The organism is Pseudomonas sp. 5Ae-yellow (assembly GCF_014077575.1).
Lineage (GTDB): Bacteria > Pseudomonadota > Gammaproteobacteria > Pseudomonadales > Pseudomonadaceae > Halopseudomonas > Halopseudomonas neustonica.
The window spans coordinates 99,682-120,568 of record NZ_JACGWE010000002.1 but is presented as its reverse complement, the minus strand read 5'-3'; the positions used below and the strand labels follow the sequence as shown (position 1 = coordinate 120,568).

General features: G+C 57.5%; 18 protein-coding genes. 14 read left to right on the top strand and 4 right to left on the bottom strand.

Annotated elements, in window-relative coordinates:
- The first annotated feature begins 94 nt into the window (after nucleotides 1–94).
- From cysM to mazG, 4 genes are read left to right on the top strand one after another with little or no spacing between them, the layout of a single operon-like run.
- Nucleotides 95–997, top strand: a complete 903-nt coding sequence (cysM, locus tag H4J77_RS02565; protein ID WP_123888620.1) for a cysteine synthase CysM — start codon at nucleotides 95–97, stop codon at nucleotides 995–997.
- On the top strand, nucleotides 994–2,343 hold the full coding sequence (rlmD, locus tag H4J77_RS02560; RefSeq protein WP_182246901.1) for a 23S rRNA (uracil(1939)-C(5))-methyltransferase RlmD: 1,350 nt from the start codon (nucleotides 994–996) through the stop codon (nucleotides 2,341–2,343). The genes cysM and rlmD overlap by 4 nt, the downstream gene beginning before the upstream one ends.
- Before the next feature lie 31 nt (nucleotides 2,344–2,374).
- Nucleotides 2,375–4,621, top strand: a complete 2,247-nt coding sequence (gene relA / locus H4J77_RS02555) for a GTP diphosphokinase (protein ID WP_123888622.1) — start codon at nucleotides 2,375–2,377, stop codon at nucleotides 4,619–4,621.
- On the top strand, nucleotides 4,618–5,436 hold the full coding sequence (gene mazG, locus H4J77_RS02550; RefSeq protein ID WP_310734922.1) for a nucleoside triphosphate pyrophosphohydrolase: 819 nt from the start codon (nucleotides 4,618–4,620) through the stop codon (nucleotides 5,434–5,436). The genes relA and mazG overlap by 4 nt, the downstream gene beginning before the upstream one ends.
- Before the next feature lie 87 nt (nucleotides 5,437–5,523).
- Here the strand turns inward: mazG and H4J77_RS02545 are convergent, their stop codons facing one another.
- The gene (locus H4J77_RS02545; protein WP_123888623.1) at nucleotides 5,524–5,868 is read right to left on the bottom strand and encodes a pilin assembly protein; all 345 of its coding nucleotides are present in this window, start codon (nucleotides 5,866–5,868) and stop codon (nucleotides 5,524–5,526) included.
- A gap of 183 nt (nucleotides 5,869–6,051) precedes the next feature.
- Between H4J77_RS02545 and ppc the strand changes: the two genes are divergently transcribed.
- From ppc to H4J77_RS02515, 6 genes are all read left to right on the top strand, one after another.
- On the top strand, nucleotides 6,052–8,691 hold the full coding sequence (gene ppc, locus H4J77_RS02540) for a phosphoenolpyruvate carboxylase (protein ID WP_182246899.1): 2,640 nt from the start codon (nucleotides 6,052–6,054) through the stop codon (nucleotides 8,689–8,691).
- A 242-nt stretch (nucleotides 8,692–8,933) separates the two neighbouring features.
- Nucleotides 8,934–9,581 carry an adenylate kinase gene (gene adk / locus H4J77_RS02535; protein WP_123888625.1) on the top strand — a complete coding sequence of 216 codons (648 nt, stop codon included), beginning with the start codon at nucleotides 8,934–8,936 and terminating at the stop codon, nucleotides 9,579–9,581.
- Between the two features lie 101 nt (nucleotides 9,582–9,682).
- Nucleotides 9,683–10,363, top strand: a complete 681-nt coding sequence (gene tsaB, locus H4J77_RS02530; protein ID WP_182246897.1) for a tRNA (adenosine(37)-N6)-threonylcarbamoyltransferase complex dimerization subunit type 1 TsaB — start codon at nucleotides 9,683–9,685, stop codon at nucleotides 10,361–10,363.
- A gap of 30 nt (nucleotides 10,364–10,393) precedes the next feature.
- Nucleotides 10,394–10,708, top strand: a complete 315-nt coding sequence (locus H4J77_RS02525) for a hypothetical protein (protein WP_123888627.1) — start codon at nucleotides 10,394–10,396, stop codon at nucleotides 10,706–10,708.
- Nucleotides 10,709–10,711: 3 nt separating this feature from the next.
- Nucleotides 10,712–11,602, top strand: coding sequence for a DUF72 domain-containing protein (locus tag H4J77_RS02520; protein WP_310734920.1), 891 nt, complete (start codon nucleotides 10,712–10,714; stop codon nucleotides 11,600–11,602).
- Nucleotides 11,603–11,637: 35 nt separating this feature from the next.
- Complete coding sequence (locus tag H4J77_RS02515; RefSeq protein WP_182246895.1) at nucleotides 11,638–12,441, top strand: class I SAM-dependent methyltransferase; 804 nt, start codon at nucleotides 11,638–11,640, stop codon at nucleotides 12,439–12,441.
- Nucleotides 12,442–12,445: 4 nt separating this feature from the next.
- Here H4J77_RS02515 and plsB read toward each other — a convergent pair whose 3' ends face one another.
- Nucleotides 12,446–14,914, bottom strand: coding sequence for a glycerol-3-phosphate 1-O-acyltransferase PlsB (gene plsB / locus H4J77_RS02510; RefSeq protein WP_182246893.1), 2,469 nt, complete (start codon nucleotides 14,912–14,914; stop codon nucleotides 12,446–12,448).
- A 365-nt stretch (nucleotides 14,915–15,279) separates the two neighbouring features.
- On the opposite strand from plsB, the gene H4J77_RS02505 reads away from it, so the two are divergent.
- The 4 genes from H4J77_RS02505 to H4J77_RS02490 are packed head-to-tail and all read left to right on the top strand — an operon-like array spanning nucleotide 15,280 to nucleotide 19,789.
- Entirely contained in the window at nucleotides 15,280–16,209 is a 930-nt protein-coding gene (locus tag H4J77_RS02505; protein WP_123888630.1) for an ABC transporter ATP-binding protein, read from the top strand.
- The gene (locus tag H4J77_RS02500; protein ID WP_123888631.1) at nucleotides 16,206–16,940 is read left to right on the top strand and encodes an ABC transporter permease; all 735 of its coding nucleotides are present in this window, start codon (nucleotides 16,206–16,208) and stop codon (nucleotides 16,938–16,940) included. Before H4J77_RS02505 ends, H4J77_RS02500 begins: the two co-directional genes overlap by 4 nt.
- Before the next feature lie 15 nt (nucleotides 16,941–16,955).
- On the top strand, nucleotides 16,956–18,797 hold the full coding sequence (locus tag H4J77_RS02495) for a Gldg family protein (RefSeq protein WP_123888632.1): 1,842 nt from the start codon (nucleotides 16,956–16,958) through the stop codon (nucleotides 18,795–18,797).
- A gap of 11 nt (nucleotides 18,798–18,808) precedes the next feature.
- The gene (locus H4J77_RS02490) at nucleotides 18,809–19,789 is read left to right on the top strand and encodes a DUF4340 domain-containing protein (RefSeq protein WP_123888633.1); all 981 of its coding nucleotides are present in this window, start codon (nucleotides 18,809–18,811) and stop codon (nucleotides 19,787–19,789) included.
- A gap of 137 nt (nucleotides 19,790–19,926) precedes the next feature.
- On the opposite strand, the gene trxC is transcribed toward H4J77_RS02490, so the two are convergent.
- Nucleotides 19,927–20,367 carry a thioredoxin TrxC gene (gene trxC / locus H4J77_RS02485; protein ID WP_123888634.1) on the bottom strand — a complete coding sequence of 147 codons (441 nt, stop codon included), beginning with the start codon at nucleotides 20,365–20,367 and terminating at the stop codon, nucleotides 19,927–19,929.
- 64 nt (nucleotides 20,368–20,431) lie between these two features.
- On the bottom strand, nucleotides 20,432–20,887 hold the full coding sequence (locus H4J77_RS02480) for a potassium channel family protein (RefSeq protein ID WP_123888635.1): 456 nt from the start codon (nucleotides 20,885–20,887) through the stop codon (nucleotides 20,432–20,434).

The following is a 20,887-nucleotide window of genomic DNA, read 5'->3' as shown; positions in this document are numbered from 1 at the left end:
TCCGCCAAGCCGATGCCGGTATCATAGGCCGACTGAAAAGAAAGCGCAGCCTTGGCTGGTGATTTGCTCCGTGACCAGGCTCCCAGGATGAACAATGACGATTGAATATCCCACTATTGCCGAATGTATTGGCAATACCCCTATGGTGCGGCTGCAGCGGTTGCCAGGCACTACCAGTAACACCATTTTGGTCAAGCTTGAGGGTAACAACCCTGCCGGTTCGGTCAAGGATCGGCCCGCGCTGTCCATGATTGAGCATGCCGAACGGCGCGGTGCCATTACACCTGGCGATACCCTGATTGAAGCAACATCGGGTAACACCGGCATAGCACTGGCAATGGTTGCCGCGATGAAGGGCTATCGCATGGTGTTGATCATGCCAAACAATATGAGCGCTGAGCGTAAATCGGCCATGACGGCCTACGGTGCCCAGTTGATTGAAGTGACGCAGTCGCAGGGTATGGAAGGTGCGCGTGATATGGCGCTGCGCATGCAGGCTGAAGGTCGCGGCAAAGTACTGGATCAGTTTGGCAACCAGGATAACCCTGAGGCGCACTATCACGGTACCGGCCCAGAAATATGGCGCGACACGGGCGGCAGCGTTACCCACTTTGTCAGCTCTATGGGCACGACAGGGACCATTATGGGAACCTCGCGCTATCTCAAGGAGCAGAACCCGGCCATCCAGATTGTGGGTTTGCAGCCGGTTGAGGGCGCTTCTATTCCGGGCATTCGGCGCTGGCCAAAAGAGTACCTGCCAACGATTTTTGATGAGACGCGCGTCGACCGGATAATCGATATGGGCCAGGAAGAGGCCGAAATCACCATGCGCCGGCTGGCGCGTGAAGAGGGCATCTTTTCGGGTGTTTCTTCTGGTGGCTCGGTCGCCGCCGCGTTGCGTTTGAGTGCCGAAGTCGAGAATGCGGTAATTGTTGCCATTGTTTGCGACCGTGGCGACCGTTATCTGTCGACCGGGATCTATGATGGTGAAGCATGAGCAGGCAACGGGCGCGGCAGCCGCGCCGGCAAAGCAGTGACTCTCCTGCAGCTATAGGTCAGCGTATTGAGCTGAATCTGGAGCGCCTGGCTCATGATGGGCGAGGCATTGGCCGTTGGCAGGGGCGCACCGTTTTCGTTGAGGGTGGGCTACCGGGTGAGCGGGTTCAAGCACGCGTCGTTCGAGCGCGCAGCAAGTTGATTGAAGCCCGTCAGGAACAGCTGCTGCAGGTTAGTCCTGAGCGTTTGCAGCCGCGTTGTGAGCACGCAGAGCTCTGTGGCGGTTGCAGTCTGCAGCATATGCCGCATAGCAGCCAATTAGCGATCAAGCAGCAGACGCTCGCGCAGCAGCTGCAGCATTTTGCGGGTGTTCAGCCTGACCAATGGGCTGCGCCGCTCGAGGGCCCTGCTTACGGATATCGCCAGCGAACTCGTGTGTCCGTGCGCTGGCAGCCCAAGCGCAATGAGCTGGAGGTTGGCTTTCGGCAGCGTGCCAGTAGTGGCCTGGTGCAGGTGCACGAGTGCCCGGTTCTCATTCCTGCATTGCAGACAGTTATTGCCGAGCTACCGGCGCTGCTGCGCTCGCTGGCGGATCCGCGTTCCCTCGGGCATGTTGAGCTGATTGGCGGTGAGCAACCCGCTTTGGTACTGCGTCATACCAGTGCACTCTGCGAGTCGGACCTGCAGTTGCTGGACGGCTTTACGCAACAGCACGGCTTGGCTTGTTGGCTCCAGCCGGGTGAGGTGGAGTCGTTGCATTGTGTGACGCCTGGCGCCGCGGAACCAAGCTACCGGCTACCTGATCAGGACTTGCAGCTGAGCTTCGGGCCTGGCGACTTTACTCAGGTCAATGCCGCGGTCAATCAAGCCATGGTTAATCAGGCACTAGACTGGCTGGCGTTGCAGCCAGGCGAGTCGGTGCTGGATCTGTTTTCTGGTGTGGGTAATTTTGCTTTGGCCATGGCCCGGCAGGGCGCCGCGGTTACCGGTATTGAAGGCAGCGAGCTGATGGTGGCGAGAGCACAGCAGAACGCACGGGATAATAAGCTCGATGCGTTGCACTTTCTTGCTGCGGACTTGTCGAACCCTCTCATATTGCCGGCTGCTGCCCCAGCATTCACCGCAGCCTTGCTTGATCCGCCACGAGATGGCGCTCAGCAGTTGGTCCTGGATCTGGCAGAGCTGGGAGTCAAGCGCATACTTTATATTTCCTGCAACCCGGCAACGCTAGCGCGGGATGCAGGTATTTTGGCGACTAAAGGTTATAGCCTGGTCAAGGCGGGGGTGATGGATATGTTCCCGCAAACCTCGCACGTGGAAGCCATGGCATTGTTCCGCAAGCATTAGCACGGCTAGTGCGGCGGACGAGGATAATAAGATGGTACAGGTCAGGGCGGAACATCCGACCAATCGAGACGGCAGCATCAACATCGACGCATGGATTGAGCGTATCGATAAGCGACTCAATCTGGCAACTCCGGAGGTATTACGCGAGGCCTGCGAGTGGGCTTGCGAACTGGAGCGTGCCGCCATTGCGGCGGAGAACATTTGGGCAGACGGCACCAATAGTTTTTTGACCGGGCTTGAGATGGCGGAAATTCTCGCTGATCTCAAGCTGGATCAGGACTCGCTGGTGGCTGCGGTGGTGTATCGCGCAGTGCGTGAGCGCAAGACCGATTTGCTCGCAGTCGAGCATCGTTTTGGCGAGGTGGTAGCGCAGTTGGTTGACGGCGTGCAGCGCATGGCCGCCATCAGTGTCTCGCAGAATGCCGGCAAGAATACGGTATTCAGTCCGCATGCCCAGGTCGAGAGCCTGCGCAAGATGTTGGTCACCATGGTAGACGATGTCCGGGTCGCGCTGATCAAGCTGGCAGAGCGAACCTGTGCTATTCGTGCCGTCAAGGATGCGCCGGAAGAAAAACGCTATCGGGTTGCCCGTGAGGTATTCGATATCTATGCCCCGCTAGCCCACCGCTTGGGCATTGGCCACATCAAGTGGGAGCTGGAAGATCTCTCTTTCCGTTATCTGGAGCCAAACCAGTACAAGCAGATTGCCAAGCTGCTGGATGAGCGTCGTCTCGACCGGCAGGAATACATCGATACTGTCATGGCGCAAGTGCGTGCTGCGCTGGAAGAAGCGTCCATTTTTGGCGACATTACCGGCCGTGCCAAGCATATCTACTCCATCTGGAGGAAGATGCAGCGTAAAGGCATCGACTTCAGTCAAGTCTATGACGTGCGCGCTGTTCGTATTCTGGTGCCGCAGGTGCGTGACTGTTATACCGCACTGGGAATAGTCCATAGCCTGTGGCGGCATATCCCTAACGAGTTTGACGACTACATTGCCAACCCCAAAGAGAATGGCTATCGCTCGCTGCACACGGCGGTTGTCGGCCCTAATGGCAAGGTGCTTGAAGTGCAAATCCGTACCCAGGCGATGCACGAGGAAGCTGAGTTGGGGGTGTGTGCGCACTGGCGCTACAAGGGAACCGATACCGGCTCTTCGTCCAACGCCTACGAAGACAAGATTGCCTGGTTACGCCAGGTGCTTGAGTGGCACGAGGAAATGGGCGACATCGGCGGTCTGGCAGATCAACTCCGGGTGGATTTTGAACCGGACCGTATCTATCTATTTACCCCTGATGGCCACGTGCTGGACGTACCCAAGGGCGCTACGCCACTGGATTTCGCCTATCGGGTCCACACTGAAATTGGCCATAGCTGCCGTGGCGCCAAGGTAAACGGGCGCATCGTTCCGCTCAATTACATTCTGCAAACGGGTGAGCAGGTCGAGATCATTACCGGCAAGCACAGTAACCCCAGCCGGGATTGGCTCAATTCGAATCTGGGCTACGTCAATACCTCGCGGGCGCGGGCCAAAGTCCAGCATTGGTTCAAGCAGCAGGCGCGCGAGCAGAACGTGCAGGCCGGCAAGTTGATGCTGGAGCGAGAGCTTACTCGTCTAGCGCTTAATGGCGCCGATTATGCCCAGTTGATCGATCGGCTGGGTATCAAGGGCCAGGAAGATCTGTTTGCCGCAGTAGGGTCAGGAGATATGCGTCTGGCCCACGTCGTCGGGGTTGCGCACCAGCTCGTGGAGCCGGACCGCCACAGCGAGCAGCTGGAGTTAATACCCAAGAAGCAGAGCAAGGTGGGGCGCCGTGGCGACGTTTATATACAAGGCGTTGGCAACCTCATGACCCAGCTTGCTGGCTGCTGTCAGCCGGTTCCGGGCGACCCTATCATTGGCTATATCACCCTGGGCCGCGGCGTCACCGTGCATCGCGCTGACTGTGCCAACGCCATGCAGCTGCAGGACCAGGACTCTGAACGACTGATAGAAGTGAACTGGGGCGGCGCGCCGGTGCAGACCTATCCGGTAGAAATCTACATCAAGGCGTATGACCGCTCCGGTCTGCTGCGTGATGTGTCGTTGATGCTGGCTAACGAGAAGCTCAATGTGCTGGAGGTGAGCACCCGCACCAATAAGGACGATAACTACGCAGCTATGCTGCTGACCATTGAGGTTCCTAACCTTAACCTTCTAGGACGCCTGTTGGGGCGTATCAGTCAGCTGCCCAACGTGATCGAGGCGCGTCGTAATCGACAGGAGAACCGGGCGTGAGTTATCAACTTGATGACTTGTTGTATCTCATGGCGCGCTTGCGCGACCCACAGCATGGCTGCCCATGGGATCTGGAGCAAAATTTCGCATCCATAGTGCCGCATACGCTGGAAGAAGCTTATGAAGTGGCTGATGCCATTGAGCAGGGCGACTTTGAGCAGTTACGCGGCGAGTTGGGCGATTTACTGTTTCAGGTGGTGTATTACGCTCAGTTGGGTAAAGAAGTGGACCGCTTTGGCTGGCCTGAGGTCGTGGACGGCATTACTCGAAAGTTACTGCGCCGCCATCCGCATGTATTTCCTGACGGCAATCTGCGCACGCCACCCGGCACTCTGACGCTGGCGCCGGAGCAGATCAAGCAGCGCTGGGAAGAGATCAAGGCTGAGGAGCGCGCGGAGAAGGCAGTTCAGCCGCAACAGCTGTCATTGCTCGATGACGTGCCTCAGGCGTTGCCCGCGCTGAGTCGTGCGCAGAAATTACAGAAGCGTGCTTCAGGTGCCGGTTTTGATTGGTCAGACGCGGCACCCGTTGTCGACAAAATTGCCGAGGAGCTGGACGAAGTGCGCGACGCGTTGAGCCAAGGGGATGCCGCCGCCGTAGCGGAGGAAATGGGTGACCTGCTGTTTTGCGTGGTAAACCTTGCGCGTCATCTTGGCGTGGATGCTGAGCATGCGCTGCGCGAGGGCAACAACAAGTTTGAGCGGCGTTTTCGCTTTATAGAGCAGCAGTTGCGTGATCGCAGCAGCAGTGTTGAGCAAAGCGATCTGGCTGAGCTGGATAGGCTGTGGGATCAAGCCAAGCAACAAGGGCTTTGATCGCCCACCTTTACTGCGCGATCTATCACTCAGGGCACCTTTGAAAAAGATGCCCTTTTTTGTGCTTGAGCTGAGTGCAAGCGCAGGCTAGTGCTGTATTTCCTGTTGTTGTTCCACCAGCTGCTGTAAATGCTTGCGGCTGAGAGCCAGATATCTCGGAGTTGCGCCTTCATCCTTGTACAAAGGATCGCCCAGCTCGTCGCGCGATATGACCTCCGTGCCTGCTTGATAGGGCAGGCTGGCTTCGAGTTCTTCCAGTGCCGAGCTGAGCAGATCGGTAATCAGATCTTCAACCTGGCGCTTGGGATACATTTCGTGCAGCGCTGCCAGACGGGCAGCGTCCTCCAGGCAGAGTTTTACCTCGTAGCTGTTTCGCGTTACGCGGCCCTTTGCAGTCTGTTCCCAGTTTTGGGTGAGTTCACGGATCTTCATGGTTCCCCCTAGTCCTATTGGATTCGCTTGTGGCGACATTTCCAGCATAGACCATTTGTGCCTTACGCTAGTGGTTTAGGCAGCTTTGTACTGCCTGATTTCATCGCACTTACTACTCTTGACCCCTTGTCAGCGTCTTTGTTGCATCGCATGCTGTTTATCTACTCGGCCGGAGGAACCTGTATGACTGAAATTGATGCTCGCCTGCGTGAAGACGTAAACAAGCTGGGCACTCTGCTTGGGCAAACTATCAAGGCGCATTTGGGCGACGATTTTTTGCAGCGTATTGAGCGTATTCGTCTTGGCGCCAAACAGGGGCGCAAGCAGGATGGTGCAGCCCATGAAGAGCTGCTGGCAGCGTTGCAGGATCTGCCTGACAACCAACTGCTACCAGTCTGCCGCGCCTTTAATCAGTTTCTCAATCTGGCCAATATCGCGGAACAGCATCACCGTATTCGTCGGCGGCGCGCAGATGAGCCGCTGGAATTTGAGATGCGCTGCGTCAGTGACCTGCTAGGTCGTTTGCAGGATGAAGGCTTTAGCTCTGAAAGGATCATGCAACAGGTCAATACGCTGGACATCGAGCTGGTTCTGACGGCACACCCAACCGAGGTAACACGCCGTACGCTGATTCAGAAATACGATGCCATTGCAGAAGCATTGGCCCGCGGTGATCACGACGACCTGACGGCTGCTGAGCATGAATCCGTGCGCCAGGACCTGGCGCGGCTGATCAGCGAGGCCTGGCATACCGACGAGATTAGACATAATCGCCCAACGCCGGTCGACGAAGCGAAGTGGGGGTTTGCTGTCATTGAACATTCTCTGTGGCAGGCGCTACCCCAATTTCTGCGCAGCTTTGATGCAGATATTCATGCCGCAACCGGCGAGCATCTGGGGTTGCGCGCCGCGCCGGTACGTATCGCCTCCTGGATGGGCGGTGACCGCGACGGTAATCCCAACGTGACTGCGCCGGTGACGAGAGAGGTGTTACTGCTTGGCCGCTGGATGGCGGCGGACCTGTATCTGCGAGACATCGAAGCATTGGCTAACCAGTTATCCATGCATGCTGCTACGGATGAGTTGTTGGCGCTGGCGGGTAACGTAGCCGAGCCTTACCGTGCGGTGCTCAAGCAATTAAGAACGCGACTGCTGGCAACGCGTGACTGGGCCGAGACCGCCCTCACCGATGAGGTTGCGCCCGCAGATGCGGTGCTACAAAGTCTGGACGAGCTGCGCGGTCCGCTTGAGGCCTGTTATCAATCGTTAGTCCAGCTCGGTATGCGGCGCATTGCCCACGGCCCCTTGCTGGATACCTTGCGTCGCGTTAATGCGTTTGGTCTGGGTCTGGTTAAACTGGATATTCGCCAGGATGCGGGGCGGCATGCAGACGTCTTCACCGAGCTGACGCAGTACCTGCAGCTTGGTAATTACGCCGAGTGGGACGAAGAGGCGCGCTGCCGGTTTCTGTTAACCGAGCTGCACAATCGTCGTCCGTTGCTGCCGACTGACTGGAAACCCAGCGCCGACGTCGCTGAAGTTTTGGCTACCTGCAGTGTCGTCGCCAGCCAGCCGGAGCTGATGCTCGGCTCCTATGTGATCTCCATGGCATCGCACCCCTCTGACGTATTGGCGGTCAAACTGCTGCTGAAAGAGACCGGCGTACAGTGGCCGATGCGCGTGGCGCCCTTGTTTGAAACCCTGGCGGACCTGGATCACGCAGCTGACGCTATCGATCGCCTGTTGTCACTGAAGGACTATCGTGCGTTGGTCGGCGATGAGCAGGAGGTGATGATTGGTTACTCCGACTCAGCCAAGGATGCGGGCACATTGGCTGCGGGCTGGGCTCAGTATCGGGCTCAGGAAGCGCTGGTGAAGGTTTGCCAGCAACGTGGCGTGCGTCTGCGTCTGTTTCATGGTCGCGGCGGCACTGTTGGCCGGGGCGGCGCTCCGGCACATATGGCGATCTTGTCGCAGCCACCCGGGTCGGTGCAGGGGCAGCTGCGGGTAACCGAGCAGGGCGAGATGATCCGCTTCAAGTTTGGCTTGCCAGGTATCGCCATTCAAAGCTTCCAGCTCTATGCCAGTGCGGTACTGGAAGCCAGTCTGCTGCCGCCGCCTGCCCCTGAACCGGCTTGGCGCGAGCTGATGCAACGGTTGGCGGATCGCTCGGTTGAGGTGTATCGCGGCGTCGTGCGCGAGGAGCCGCAGTTTGTCGAGTATTTTCGGCAGGCGACGCCAGAGCAGGAGCTGGCTCGGTTACCATTGGGTAGCCGTCCAGCCAAACGCCGCAGCCAAGGCGGTATCGAGACCTTGCGCGCTATTCCCTGGATATTCGCCTGGACCCAGACACGTCTGATGTTGCCAGCTTGGCTGGGCGCCGGGCAGGCGTTGCAAGAGGCTCTGGATGCCGGCGAAGGCGCTGCTTTACAGGATATGATGGCAGGCTGGCCGTTCTTTCTGGCGCGGATTGAAATGCTTGAAATGGTCTTGTCCAAGGCGGATGCAGGTATTTCGCGTTTTTATGAACAGCGTTTGGCCAGTCCAGAACTCTGGCCCCTTGGCGAGCGGCTGCGCGCAGATCTGCAGCAGGCCACAGAGGTCATTCTCACTGTGCGCGGCAGCGACACGCTATTGGCCCACAACCCGGCGCTGGGTGAGTCCGTTGCGGTGCGAAATCCCTACACGGACCCCTTGCATCTGCTGCAGGCGGAATTGATGGCGCGCACGCGGGCGCAAGGCGAGCGCATCGATCCTGATCTGGAACGCGCCTTGCTGGTCACTGTGGCCGGTATTGCTGCAGGGATGCGCAATACCGGTTGATCGCCGTTGAAGGGCGCCATTGCCAGCTGGTTTTAGGCGTCTTTTATATTTAATTCAATAAGTTATATGGGTGCGACAATGGTCCTGCTTGTGCGCGCTGGCGCGTGCGTGTATGTTGAACGCCCTTTTGCCCCCGCCTGCGTGGGTTGAATAGTTTTTTTGACGGCCTACGCGCCTGTCCTCTGCCAAGGTTTGGCCAGTTGCCGCCGTTGGCGTGGTTTCAGTTAGACGAGGAGTAAATCATGCGAGTCATCCTGTTAGGCGCCCCTGGTGCGGGCAAGGGTACCCAAGCACAGTTTATCTGTGAGCGTTTCGGTATTCCGCAGATTTCTACTGGCGACATGCTGCGTGCAGCGGTCAAGGCGGGTACTGATCTGGGTAAGCAGGTCAAGGAAGTCATGGACAGTGGCGGGCTGGTCTCCGATGATCTGATCATCGGTTTGATCAAGGAACGTATCACTCAGGATGACTGCGCCAATGGTTTTCTGTTTGATGGCTTTCCGCGCACTATTCCGCAGGCTGAAGCGCTGGTAGATGCGGGTATCAAGCTGGATCACGTGCTGGAAATCGCTGTCGCTGACGAAGAGATTGTTGCGCGCATGTCCGGGCGTCGCGTACATCCGGGTTCAGGCCGCATCTATCACGTCGACCATAACCCGCCGAAAGTCGCGGGCAAGGATGACGTGACTGGTGATGAGTTGATTCAGCGCGAAGACGACAAAGAAGAAACCGTGCGCAAGCGCTTGCAGGTTTACCACACTCAGACCAAGCCACTGGTCGAGTTTTACCGCGAGCAGGCTGCCGCAAACGGTGCGCCCAAGTGCTCCAAGGTAGAAGGTGTTGGCTCGGTAGAGCAGATCACCACCAAGGTGTTGGCAGCGCTGAGCTGATCTTCATCCGATGTGGCAAAGGCCCGTGTTGACGTCCTGTCGCACGGGCCTTTGCATTTGGGTAGAATTCCAGCCCACCTTGAACTCAATACGGATTGCCCATGACCACACTGCTAGCTCTGGATACCGCTACCGAGGCCTGTTCGGCAGCCTTGCTGCATGAGGGTGAAGTGGTCTATCGCAGCGAGGTTATTCCACGTGAGCATGCACAGCGTATTTTGCCGATGCTGCAAGAGCTGATGCTGGAGCGCGGCATTGCTCTTGGCGACGTGGATGCGCTGGTGTTTGGTCGCGGCCCGGGCGCTTTCACTGGCGTGCGCATTGCTACCGGCATGGTACAGGGTCTGGCTTTTGCCAGCGGCAAGCCGGTTATCGCTATTTCTAACCTGGCAGCCTTGGCGCAACGCGCCTGGCGCGAGCATCAGGCTGAATACGTTGCGGCCGCCATTGATGCGCGCATGGATGAAGTTTATTGGGGTGTATTTGCCCTTAATGATGGCGTTATGCGGCCACTTTGCGACGAGCGGGTATGTGCGCCGGAGCAGGTTGAGTTGCCGCTCGAGACCGGGCAGGCCGATGTGGCGGGGGCGGGTACCGGCTGGCAGTTGGCTGATCGCCTGGCGGTCAAGCCGTCGCGGTACTGGTCCGACATGCTGCCTGATGCGCGCGACCTGCTGGCGCTGGCCTTACCGCGCTGGCTGGCGGGTGAGGTGCTTGATGCCGCCGACGCCCAGCCCATCTATTTGCGCGACAAGGTTGCCACGCCCAAGGCGCAGCGCTAATCTGAGCGTCTTGATAGCGGAGAATCATCAGTGCGTGTTGACGGCCTGAATCCATACAATACGCTCCCGGAGCGCAGCAATCGTAACGTTACCAGCGCTGCGCCGGTTGATGCTGCGCGTGCGCCAGCCGCAGAGCAGGCCAATAGCGTATCGGCTAGTCGCTCGCTGACAACCCGCTCGGTCAATGCCACCTCCGCTAATGCCGAGTACATTCCCGCTCGCCGTGAGATTCAGCAACCCGTTTATGGTCGCGCTAACCAGGCGTTGGCCAGCTACGAGGCGACTGCCAGTATTCCCGTGGATGGCGAGTCGAATAGCGTCTTCGGCATCGATCTGTTCGCCTGATCTGTGGCGGTACCTGATCACAACCCCATTTTGCTGGGCTGCACACAATGGTCCGACCCTGTTTGGCAGGGCACGCTGTACAGTTCCGGTAGTGATGCCGATCAGCGACTGGCGCAATATTGCAGTGTGTTTGCTGCGGTAGAGGGCAATACCACCTTTTATTCTTTGCCCGGCGCTGATCGCGTAGCGCGTTGGGCTGAGTTGATGCCGACTGATTTTCGCTTTTGCGCCAAGTTGCCGCGCGACATCAGCCATGGTTCGCGGTTGACCGCAGATGCCCCCGCGCTGCGCGACTTCTTTACGCGCATGGCGCCGCTCGGACAGCGTCTTGGTCCTATCTGGCTGCAACTGCCCCAGCGCTTCTCTCCCGCAAGAATCGCTGAGTTGATTGCTTTTCTGGATGCGTTGCCGCGCGACTTTGACTACGCCGTAGAAGTGCGTCATCTCGATTTTTTCCGCAAGGATAAGAACGAGCAGCACCTCAATCGCCAATTACACGAGCGAGGTATTGAGCGCATTATCTTTGATACCCGCGCGCTCTTTGCCAGTGATGACGCCTCGGCGGCCACGCTTGAAGCCAAGGAGCGTAAACCCCGTCTGCCGGTGCACGCGGTGGCGCTATCCAACCGACCTGCTGTGCGTTTTGTCGGCGGTATGGATAACAGTGCTAATCTGCGCGCGCTAGAGCCCTGGCTGAATAAATGTGCCGAGTGGTTGCGCTCGGGGCATCAACCCATGATCTTTATGCATACGCCCGATAACCGGCTGGCCCCACAACTCGCGCGCCTGTTTTATCAGCAATTACAGAAGCGGGTACCCAGTCTGCCGGTCATGCCTTGCTGGCCCGGTGAGCAGGAAGCGGCCATGCAACCTGAGCAGGTTGATCTGTTTTGACTAGGAATAAATATGGTGGATAGGGAGTACGCTGAATGAGCCGTGATGACGGCCGGGTCACCCTGGCATTGGCGGGTGCCGAAGGATTTGAGCAGGCTTCAGCGGAACTGGCGCAGCGCTTGCTGCTACCCTTGCAAGCGCCGGATAGGCCGCTGGCAGAGCTGTTACTGTGTCTGGATGAGCAAGGCCTGAGTCTGCGAAGCACTGAGGCTGATGTCCCGGGAGCGGCAGCCACCGGTGCGGTGCGGGTTGATTTCGTCGGTGGTGCGCTGGCTCACCGTCGTCAGTTTGGCGGCGGCGCCGGGCAAATGGTCGCTCGCGCGGTGGGTATTCGCGGTGCGGTGCGCCCCAGTATCCTTGATGCTACCGCAGGCTTGGGGCGCGATGCCTTCGTTATGGCGTCACTTGGCTGTGACGTGACCTTGCTGGAGCGTCAGCCGGTTATTGCTGCCTTGCTGGAAGATGGTCTCAGGCGCGCCCGCGAAGCAGGAGGGGAGGTGGCCGAGATAGCTAGCCGGATGCGGCTCATTCACTGTGATGCCATTAGCGCGCTGCGCGATTGGTCTGAGGCTATCCCGCAGGTGATTCACCTGGATCCGATGTTTCCACATCGGGAAAAGTCGGCCTTGGTCAAAAAGGAAATGCGGCTGTTTCGACCGCTCGCGGGTGATGACAACGACGCTCCAGCCCTGCTTCGCGCCGCTTTGGCGCTGGCGAGCCATCGAGTTGCAGTAAAAAGGCCGCGTAAGGCGCCGGCCATTGCAGGCCCAGCACCCAGTGCGGAGATGAAAGGGCAGTCCAGCCGCTACGATATTTACGGCAAGAAGCGGCTGGAGTAATCCTTTATTCCGCCGTTGAGCTGCGCGCTACCTGGCGAATCGAAAGCCGAATTTCGGCGCTCAACACCCGCTTGGCAATGTTTTCCGCGATGTCTTCCAGCCCTGCTACATAGTGCAGTCGACCTTCCTCATCCGCGCTGACAACGTGCAGGTCGATAAGGCGCTGGATAAATTGGCGAAACAGCGTCTTGTCGAAAAACTCGGGGGCATTCAGACCGTGCAGTATCGACAGTCGCTGAGCCATCACCGAGCACAATGCCTCCAACTGCTCGGCAGTCTGTGTGCCATTGGGGAAATTCAGCAATAAAGCGGACGCCATGTAAAAGCGCTCGAGAACCTGGATGATGCTGCGCGACAGCAGGCTTAGCATGACAAAGTCGCTTGAGCTGAGGTCGGGGCGGTGAATTTGTTCATCCTCTTCACGCAGTAGCCCTTGCTCTACCAGGCTGTCGACCCAGGTTTGTATCGCTTGCGGCAGCGTCTGTTCGTCCCATTGCAAAAACAGCTCGCCCTGCAAATAAGGGTAAATGCCTAGAATCAGACGTTCGATCTGTGAGCGCTTCATGCGCGGATTATTCTGGAACAGACAGGCAATCAACGCAGGCAGTACGACCAAGTGCACAATATTATTGCGGTAGTAGGTCATCAGTACGGCTTGCGGCTCATCCAGGACCATGATTTCGCCCAGGGCGTCAGACTGGCGCTGAATCATCTGCATGTCTTCCACATGCTTGATCATCGCCTGCCCATCCATGTCGGGCAGGGTCACGCTGGCGCTGTAAGGTACCTGGCGCAGCAGTGCGGCGTATCGGTCGAGTACCCGTGCCAGTGACGTTTCATCCAGCGCCAGGCGCGCGGTAGACAGCATAGCGAGCGCGACCAGATTAACCGGGTTGACGTCTGCTGCGGCACTGATTGCACTGGTCAGGGTGCGCGCCAACTGATTAGTGGTGTCGTTAAGCCAGGCTGGTCGGTAGTCTGGTGCCAATGGCTGCTTACGCCAATCGGGCTGCTGCTGATCGAGGAAATCAGCCAGCGGCAAAGGTTCGCCAAAGTTGACGGCTACCTGACCGAAGCGCAGCTTGAGCGCAGAAATGACCCGGAACAGATCAAAAATAGACTCTTTTTTCTTGCTTTGTCCGCGTAGTTCGCCGAGGTACGTGCGGCCTTCCAGTACCCGTTCATAGCCGATGTAGACAGGTACAAACACGATGGGGCGACGCGGCGAACGCAGAAAGCTGCGCAGCGTGATTGCCAGCATGCCGGTTTTCGGGCTGAGCATGCGGCCGGTGCGCGAGCGACCGCCTTCGATGAAGTATTCGACCGGGAAGCCGCGGCTGAACAGCGTGTGCAGGTATTCGTTGAAAACCGCGGTGTAAAGCTGATTACCTTTGAACGTGCGCCGCATGAAGAAGGCGCCGCCACGGCGCAGGATACCGCCGATTACCGGCATGTTGAGATTGATGCCAGCGGCAATATGCGGTGGCGTAAGGCTGTTACGCACCAGCAAATAGGAGAGCAGAAGATAATCGATATGACTGCGATGGCAGGGTACGTAGATGATCTCGTTGCCCCGTGAAATGTCGTGTACTCGCTTGATATTATTTACTTTTATGCCGTCGTAAAGCTTGTTCCAGAACCACGAAAGCACCACTTCAAGAAAGCGGATGATGCTGTAGGTAAAGTCCGAGGCAACTTCGTTGGCGTAGCGTGCCGCGAGTACCTGCGCCTTGTCCTGGCTGATGTTGTTCTCGGCCGCTTCGCGGCGTATCGCTTCTTTCACCATGGGCGCGTGCAGCATGCCTTTGAGCAGCGTGCGACGGTGAACCAGTTCAGGGCCGACGACGGCTGCGCGCTGATGGCGGAAGTGAACCCGCAGTAGACGGTTGACCCGGCGCAGGTGGCGTTCGTGGTCGGGTTCACCTGCGGTCAATGTCTGCAGTGACAGGCTTTCGCCGAAGTGCACCCGAATCTTGCGCCCGTGCACCAGTATTGCGAGCAGTTTGCGCAAACGCCCACCGACCCAATTATAGGCAAACAGCAGCTTGATCGGCGAAGACTCAGCATCGGGCGATAGTCCCCAGAAGACGGTGATCGGTACCAGCTGAACTTCAGTACAGCCTTGTTCGGCTGCGTCGAGAATTTGCCCCATGCGCGGTGATTGGCGGCGCAAGTCAGGCCTGCCAACCCAGGAGCGCTCGTTACTCAGGAAAACGAAGGATTCGTGTTGGTCCAGAGGCTCGCGTGGCGGCCTTACTGGCCGAGGTAGTCCCGCCCTGACGCACTCACGGTCAGCGACGATAAGATCAGACAGGGAGCGGTAGGGTAAAACGTAGATCACCGGCTTGAGTGGGTCGACTTTAAGGTCGCCAGCGGGATTGCCAATGCTTTTTGATTTAGCCCAGACATAAAGCAGACGTCTGGCCAGGCCAAAACGCATGCGACCGAATAAAGAGGAGTAGTCTGCGGGCATAGTGTTCTCAAGGCAGTTGAATCGCTGACAGTCCTGCTGTCAGGGGCTTAGGCACGAATTCTATCGCGTTTGCACGGCAGTAACAGCCCGGCTTGTGCGAGATCGTCTGGCGCGCCGGTATATCCTTGCTTGAAATGCGTACGGGGGATTCATATAGTCATTGCCCTGAGCGCAACGCGTTCCAGTAAAATTGAACTCATTCCGCGCTGTGACAAACGGCTGCAGGTTTTACACCCGGGAAGTGTGAACCAGCGCACGTTGCCATTGTCCATGACCATGCGTTCAATCCTGGAAAGAAGCGAGTGCCTGGCAGCGCATGCCCACGGGCACGTTGCGACCTATACATTGGGGGAATAATAAAAGGCATGATCAGTATAAATAGCCTGACCAAACGCTTCGGCGAGCACGTCGCCGTCGATAATCTGTCATTCGACGTCAAACCGGGCGAAGTGCTCGGCTTCCTCGGCCCCAACGGCGCCGGAAAATCCACCACCATGAAAATGCTTACCGGCTTCCTGACACCTGATGGTGGCTCGGCATCGGTCTGCGGCTTTGATGTGCAGACGCAGATCCTGCAGGCGCAGCAGCAGATGGGTTATCTGCCCGAAGGGGCTCCCTGCTACGGCGATATGCGGGTGAAGGGTTTTCTTGAGTTTATTGCCTCTGTGCGTGGCTTCAGCGGTGCCGAAAAGCACAAGCGGGTCGCGCGTGCGGTTGAGCAAGTTGAACTGCAATCGGTGCTGGGCCAGCGCATTGAGACCCTGTCGAAAGGCTTCAAGCGGCGCGTCGGGCTGGCACAGGCCATCCTGCATGACCCGCAGGTGCTGATTCTGGATGAGCCCACTGATGGTCTGGACCCTAACCAGAAGCATCATGTGCGCCACCTGATTCAACAGTTGGCCGAAGGCAGTAACAAGATCGTGGTTATTTCTACACATATTCTCGAAGAGGTCAGCGCCGTATGTTCCCGCGCGGTGATCATCGGTCGCGGTCGACTCCTGGCTGACGGTACGCCGGAGGAGCTGGAAGCACGCTCGCGCTATCACCAGGCGGTGACCTTATCCCTGTCGCACAGCGTTGATACGCAAGCGTTGCAACAACTGCCAGGCGTGCTGGCGGTGGAAAGCCTGCATGATGGTCAGCAATTGACCGTGCTGGCCAAACCGGGTGAGGTGATCTTCCCGGCGGTAGGACAACTGGCTCGCGAGCAGCAATGGCAGGTCGCAGAGCTGTCGGTAGAACGTGGTCGTCTGGATGACGTCTTCCGTGGTCTGACGTCAGGGGAGGCGGCATGAGTAATCTGGGTGTGATTTTCAAACGCGAGTTGGGCAGCTATTTTGCCACTCCGCTGGCCTATATTTTTATCGTCATTTTTCTGGTGTTGTCGGCGTTATTTACCTTCGATCTGGGCGGTTTTTACACCGCTGGTCAGGCCGACCTCAACGCGTTCTTCTCATTCCATTCCTGGCTATACCTGTTTTTGGTGCCAGCGCTTGCCATGCGGCTATGGGCCGAGGAGCGCAAGTCGGGAACTATCGAGTTGCTGATGACGCTGCCGGTATCGCGCACCGACATGGTCTTGGGCAAGTTCATCGCCGCCTGGGTCTTTGTTGGTATTGCGTTGTTGCTGACCTTTCCGATCGTGATTACCGTCAACTATTTGGGTAACCCGGATAACGGCGCCATCTTTACCGGGTACATCGGTAGCTGGCTGCTGGCTGGCGGTTATCTGGCCATCGGCTCCTGTATGTCGGCCGCTACCAAGAATCAGGTGATCGCGTTCATTCTCAGCGTTGTCGTCTGCTTCATCTTCATCGCTGCCGGTATTCCCATGGTGCTCGACTTCTTTAGCACATGGGCGCCCCAGTGGCTGGTCGATGCCATTGCCTCATTCAGTTTTCAGGTTCGCTTCAGTGCATTGAGTCACGGCGTACTGGAACTGCGTGACCTGCTGTATTTCTTCTCGCTGATGGCTGGTTGGTTGTTCGCCACTGCGATTGTCATCGACCTGAAAAAGGCCGATTGAGGCAAAGGAGCATTCATGAAACGTTTAATTTATTCTGGCGCCGGGTTACTGGTGCTGCTGCTGGCTTTTGTTGCCTTCAATATGGCCACCAACGTGTTTCTGCCGGGCGCGCGTATCGATCTTACCGAGCAGAAGTTGTATACCTTTTCCGATGGTACTCAGCAGATTCTGGCTGACCTGAAAGAGCCAATTGATCTGTATTTCTTCTTTTCCGATCAGGCCAGTAAAAAGAATGTGGCGCTGCGCAACTATGCCAAGCGCGTCGAGGAGATGCTGAAGGAATACGAGCGTGAGGCTGATGGCAAGATTCGCTTGCACATCATTGACCCGCAGCCTTTCTCGGAAGCTGAAGACCGCGCCGCCGAATTTGGTTTGCAGGCCATACCGCTGAACCAAACCGGCGATAACCTGTACTTTGGTCTGGCAGGCACCAACGAGCTGGCTCAGCGTGAAGTGATTCCGTTCTTTGCGCTGGAGCAAGAGGGCATGCTCGAGTATGAGCTCAGCCGCGTTATCAGCACCCTGGCCGAGACTGAAAAGCCTAAGGTTGGCCTGATTTCCGGTCTGCCCATTGGTGGCGGAGCTTCACCTTACTCGCAGCAGCCGGCGCCACCCTGGGTGGTACTGGAGCAAATGCAGCAGATGTTTGAGGTAGAGCAACTGCAGCACGACGTCGATGAGATTCCTGACGATATTGGCGTGTTACTGCTGATCCATCCCAAGTCGTTAACTGAAGCGGCGCTCTATGCGGTCGATCAGTTTGTCCTGGGCGGCGGTAAGTTGCTGGCCTTTATTGATCCCTATGCCGAGTCTGATCAGGCGATGGAAGCGATGATCGAAGGCATGGCGGACGGTAAATCGTCTGATCTTGGACCGCTGCTGAGAGCCTGGGGTGTGCAGTATAACCCCGAGCAAGTGGTGGTAGATGAAAGCCAGGGTATGTCGGTTAGCCGTGGGCAGGGCCAATTACCGGCGCGTCATATCGGCTGGCTGGAAGTGGAGCCTGCGCAGATCGACAGCGACGACACCATTACCGCGCCTTTGCAGCTGCTCACAGTGGGCACCGGCGGTGCGCTGATTCCGGTTGACGGCGGGCAGACGCACTTTACGCCGCTGCTGACCAGTACAGCCAACAGCAGTCTGATGCCCAGCGATGCATTCGCCAAACTGCGTGATCCCGAAGAGCTACTCAAGGGATTCAAAGCGGATGATCACACCTATACCTTCGCCGCGCGCCTGACTGGCCCCGCCAAATCTGCCTATCCGCAAGGCATGGAAGGGCATGATCCGGGTCTGCAACAGGCTGACAACATCAACGTGGTGGTGGTCGCTGATACCGACATGTTGACCGACCGCATGTGGGTGCAGGTGCAGGATCTGTTTGGCCAGCGCATTCCGCAGCCGTGGGCTGACAATGGCGGCTTCCTGATTAACGCGCTGGATAATCTGTCCGGTTCTGATGCCCTTATCAGTGTGCGTTCGCGTGGTGACTTCAGTCGTCCGTTTACCGTGGTTGAAAAACTGCAGCGTGATGCTGAAAGTCGCTTCCGCGCCAGTGAGCAGCGCTTGCAGCAACAGCTGGCGGAAACCGATCAGCGCCTGGCTCAACTGCAGCAGAATCAGGACCCCAACCAGTTGACCGAACTGACGGCTGAGCAGCGTGATGCAATTCAGCAGTTTATTGACGAGAAGCTGGCGATCCGCAAGCAGTTGCGCGACGTGCGTTACAAGCTCAATGCCGATATCGATAACCTGGGTACGCGCTTGAAGTTCATCAATATCGCATTGGTGCCATTGCTGCTGACACTGGGTGTGTTGATCTGGTGGCTGGTTGGCCGTTTGCGTCGCAAGCACTGAGGAGGGACGAGATGCGCAAGATAGTATTGTTGGTAGTCGCGCTTCTGGCCGTGGTGCTGGTTGCGGCGGCTTTACAGTCACGCAAGGACGACCGCGAGGTCGACCTGCAAAGTCATAAACTGCTGTCTGAACAGCAGTTACAGATTCTGGCAGATACGCAGGCGATTACCTTGCAGCGTGGTCAGCAGGAAGTGAAGCTGGTGCGCCAGGACGACCAGTGGCTGGTAGCCAATAGCGATAACTTCCCGGTCTTACAGCCACGTTTGGCGGCCTTGCTACTGAATCTGCGTGGCGCTGAGGTACAGGAAGAGAAAACCGATAACCCTGATTATCATCAGCGTCTTGGTCTCAGTGCCGACAGCGAGCTACCGGTATTGCAGGTCACCCTCGATGCGGGCGATACCACACTCGGTCTGCTTTACGGTAACGCAGTGGGTAAGGGGCAACTGCTCCGTTTCGCCGACGCCAATCAGGTGCTATTGATCAACCGGCCTTTGACTGTCTCGGTGAACAGCCATGATTGGCTTGATTTGCAGGTCAGCAATGTGCCGTTAGAGCAGATTGCCAAGGCACGCTGGGAACATGCCGATGGCGAGACGCTGGTGTTGGACAAGGCGGAGCAGGGCGACTACAACTTCCGTTTGGCTGGTGAGGCGTCGGCAGAGGGGCAGGAGCGCAAACTCAATTCCATGGTGTTGGCCCTGGCCAACCTGCAGGCGCAGAACGTGAGTTTGCGCAGCAAGCTGGCGCTGGGTCAGCCTGGCTTGTCGATGCAACTCGATACCTGGTCGGGCGCTCAGCTTGCAGCGTCGCTATACCAACTCGACAATCAGTACTGGTTGACGGTGGATGCGGTCAAGCAAAGCGACGAGCAGCCGCTGGATGTGCGTATTGATCCTCGTTGGGCTTATCAGCTCAGCGTGGCCCAGCATGATCAGTTGGCACTGCGTGCAGCCGATCTGCAGCCAGCAGAGGTGGAAGTCGGCGAATAGTCGCGTTTGCTGATAGCCGGCGACATGGGTCGAGTCGCCGGTTGTTATTTTGTCTCTTGCTCTGATTTATTCCCTCTTTCCTACTTGCCCTGTACAGGGCACAGCACTGCCAGTGCTTTCAACAGTGTCTGTAACTGTCAGAGCGCAGGTAGGTTGGTCAGCAGCCAGCGTTCAAACTCTTGCGCTGGCATGGCGCCGTTCAGGCGTGCTATCTCTTTGCCGTGATGCAGAATCAGCAGGGTGGGGATACTGCGTATGGCAAAGCGTGCCGCAAGGTCCGGTGCGGCTTCGGTATCTATCTTGATCAGGCGCGCACGGGGTTCGGCACGGCTTGCTGCCTGCTCAAATACCGGAGCAAATTGCTGGCAGGGCCCGCACCAGCTTGCCCAGAAATCGATTACCAGCGGCAAATCGGCACTGCTGTGCTTGGCAAATTGCGCTGACGTTAGCGCGAGTGGTTTACCGTTGAACAGGCTCTGTTTGCAGGCTCCGCATTGCGGGTTAGCGCTCAAACGCTCGACCGGCAAACGGTTTTTGCGATGGCAGTGCGGGCAGGTGATCAGCATGCTATCTGTCATGGTGCTCTCTGCATTTGGGGGTGCATGGATGATCCATCAGGATCGTATCTCTGGGTGACACTGTCTATCTATCGGGATCAGCTCGGCGACGCCAGTGCCGTTGCAGCTCAACAAAGGTGAGCGAGGCGGACCAGGTGATCAATACCAGCCCTGTAAGTGCCTCGGTACCGTAGAGAAAACGGATGTTGCCTACCGGCGTGATGTCACCGTAACCCAATGTAGTATAGGTGGTGGCCGACAGATAGACCGTCTCGAACAGGGTAGGGTCCGGCAGCCCGGCAATACTGCCTAGCGCAGGTATCTCAAGCATAAGCAGCGCGCCTATGCCAAACAGCCAGATTTCGCCGATGTGAGCGATCAATAGCACAAAGATCAATGTAAGGATGCGCGGGCGCTCGGCCCAGCGAGTCGTGGTGATAAAGGCGTTGAGCCGCGACAGAATTTCGTAGTGCATGACCACTGCACAGACCGCCAGCAACACGCTGCCAGCGGCCATGATCCAGTGGTACTGATCAATCAT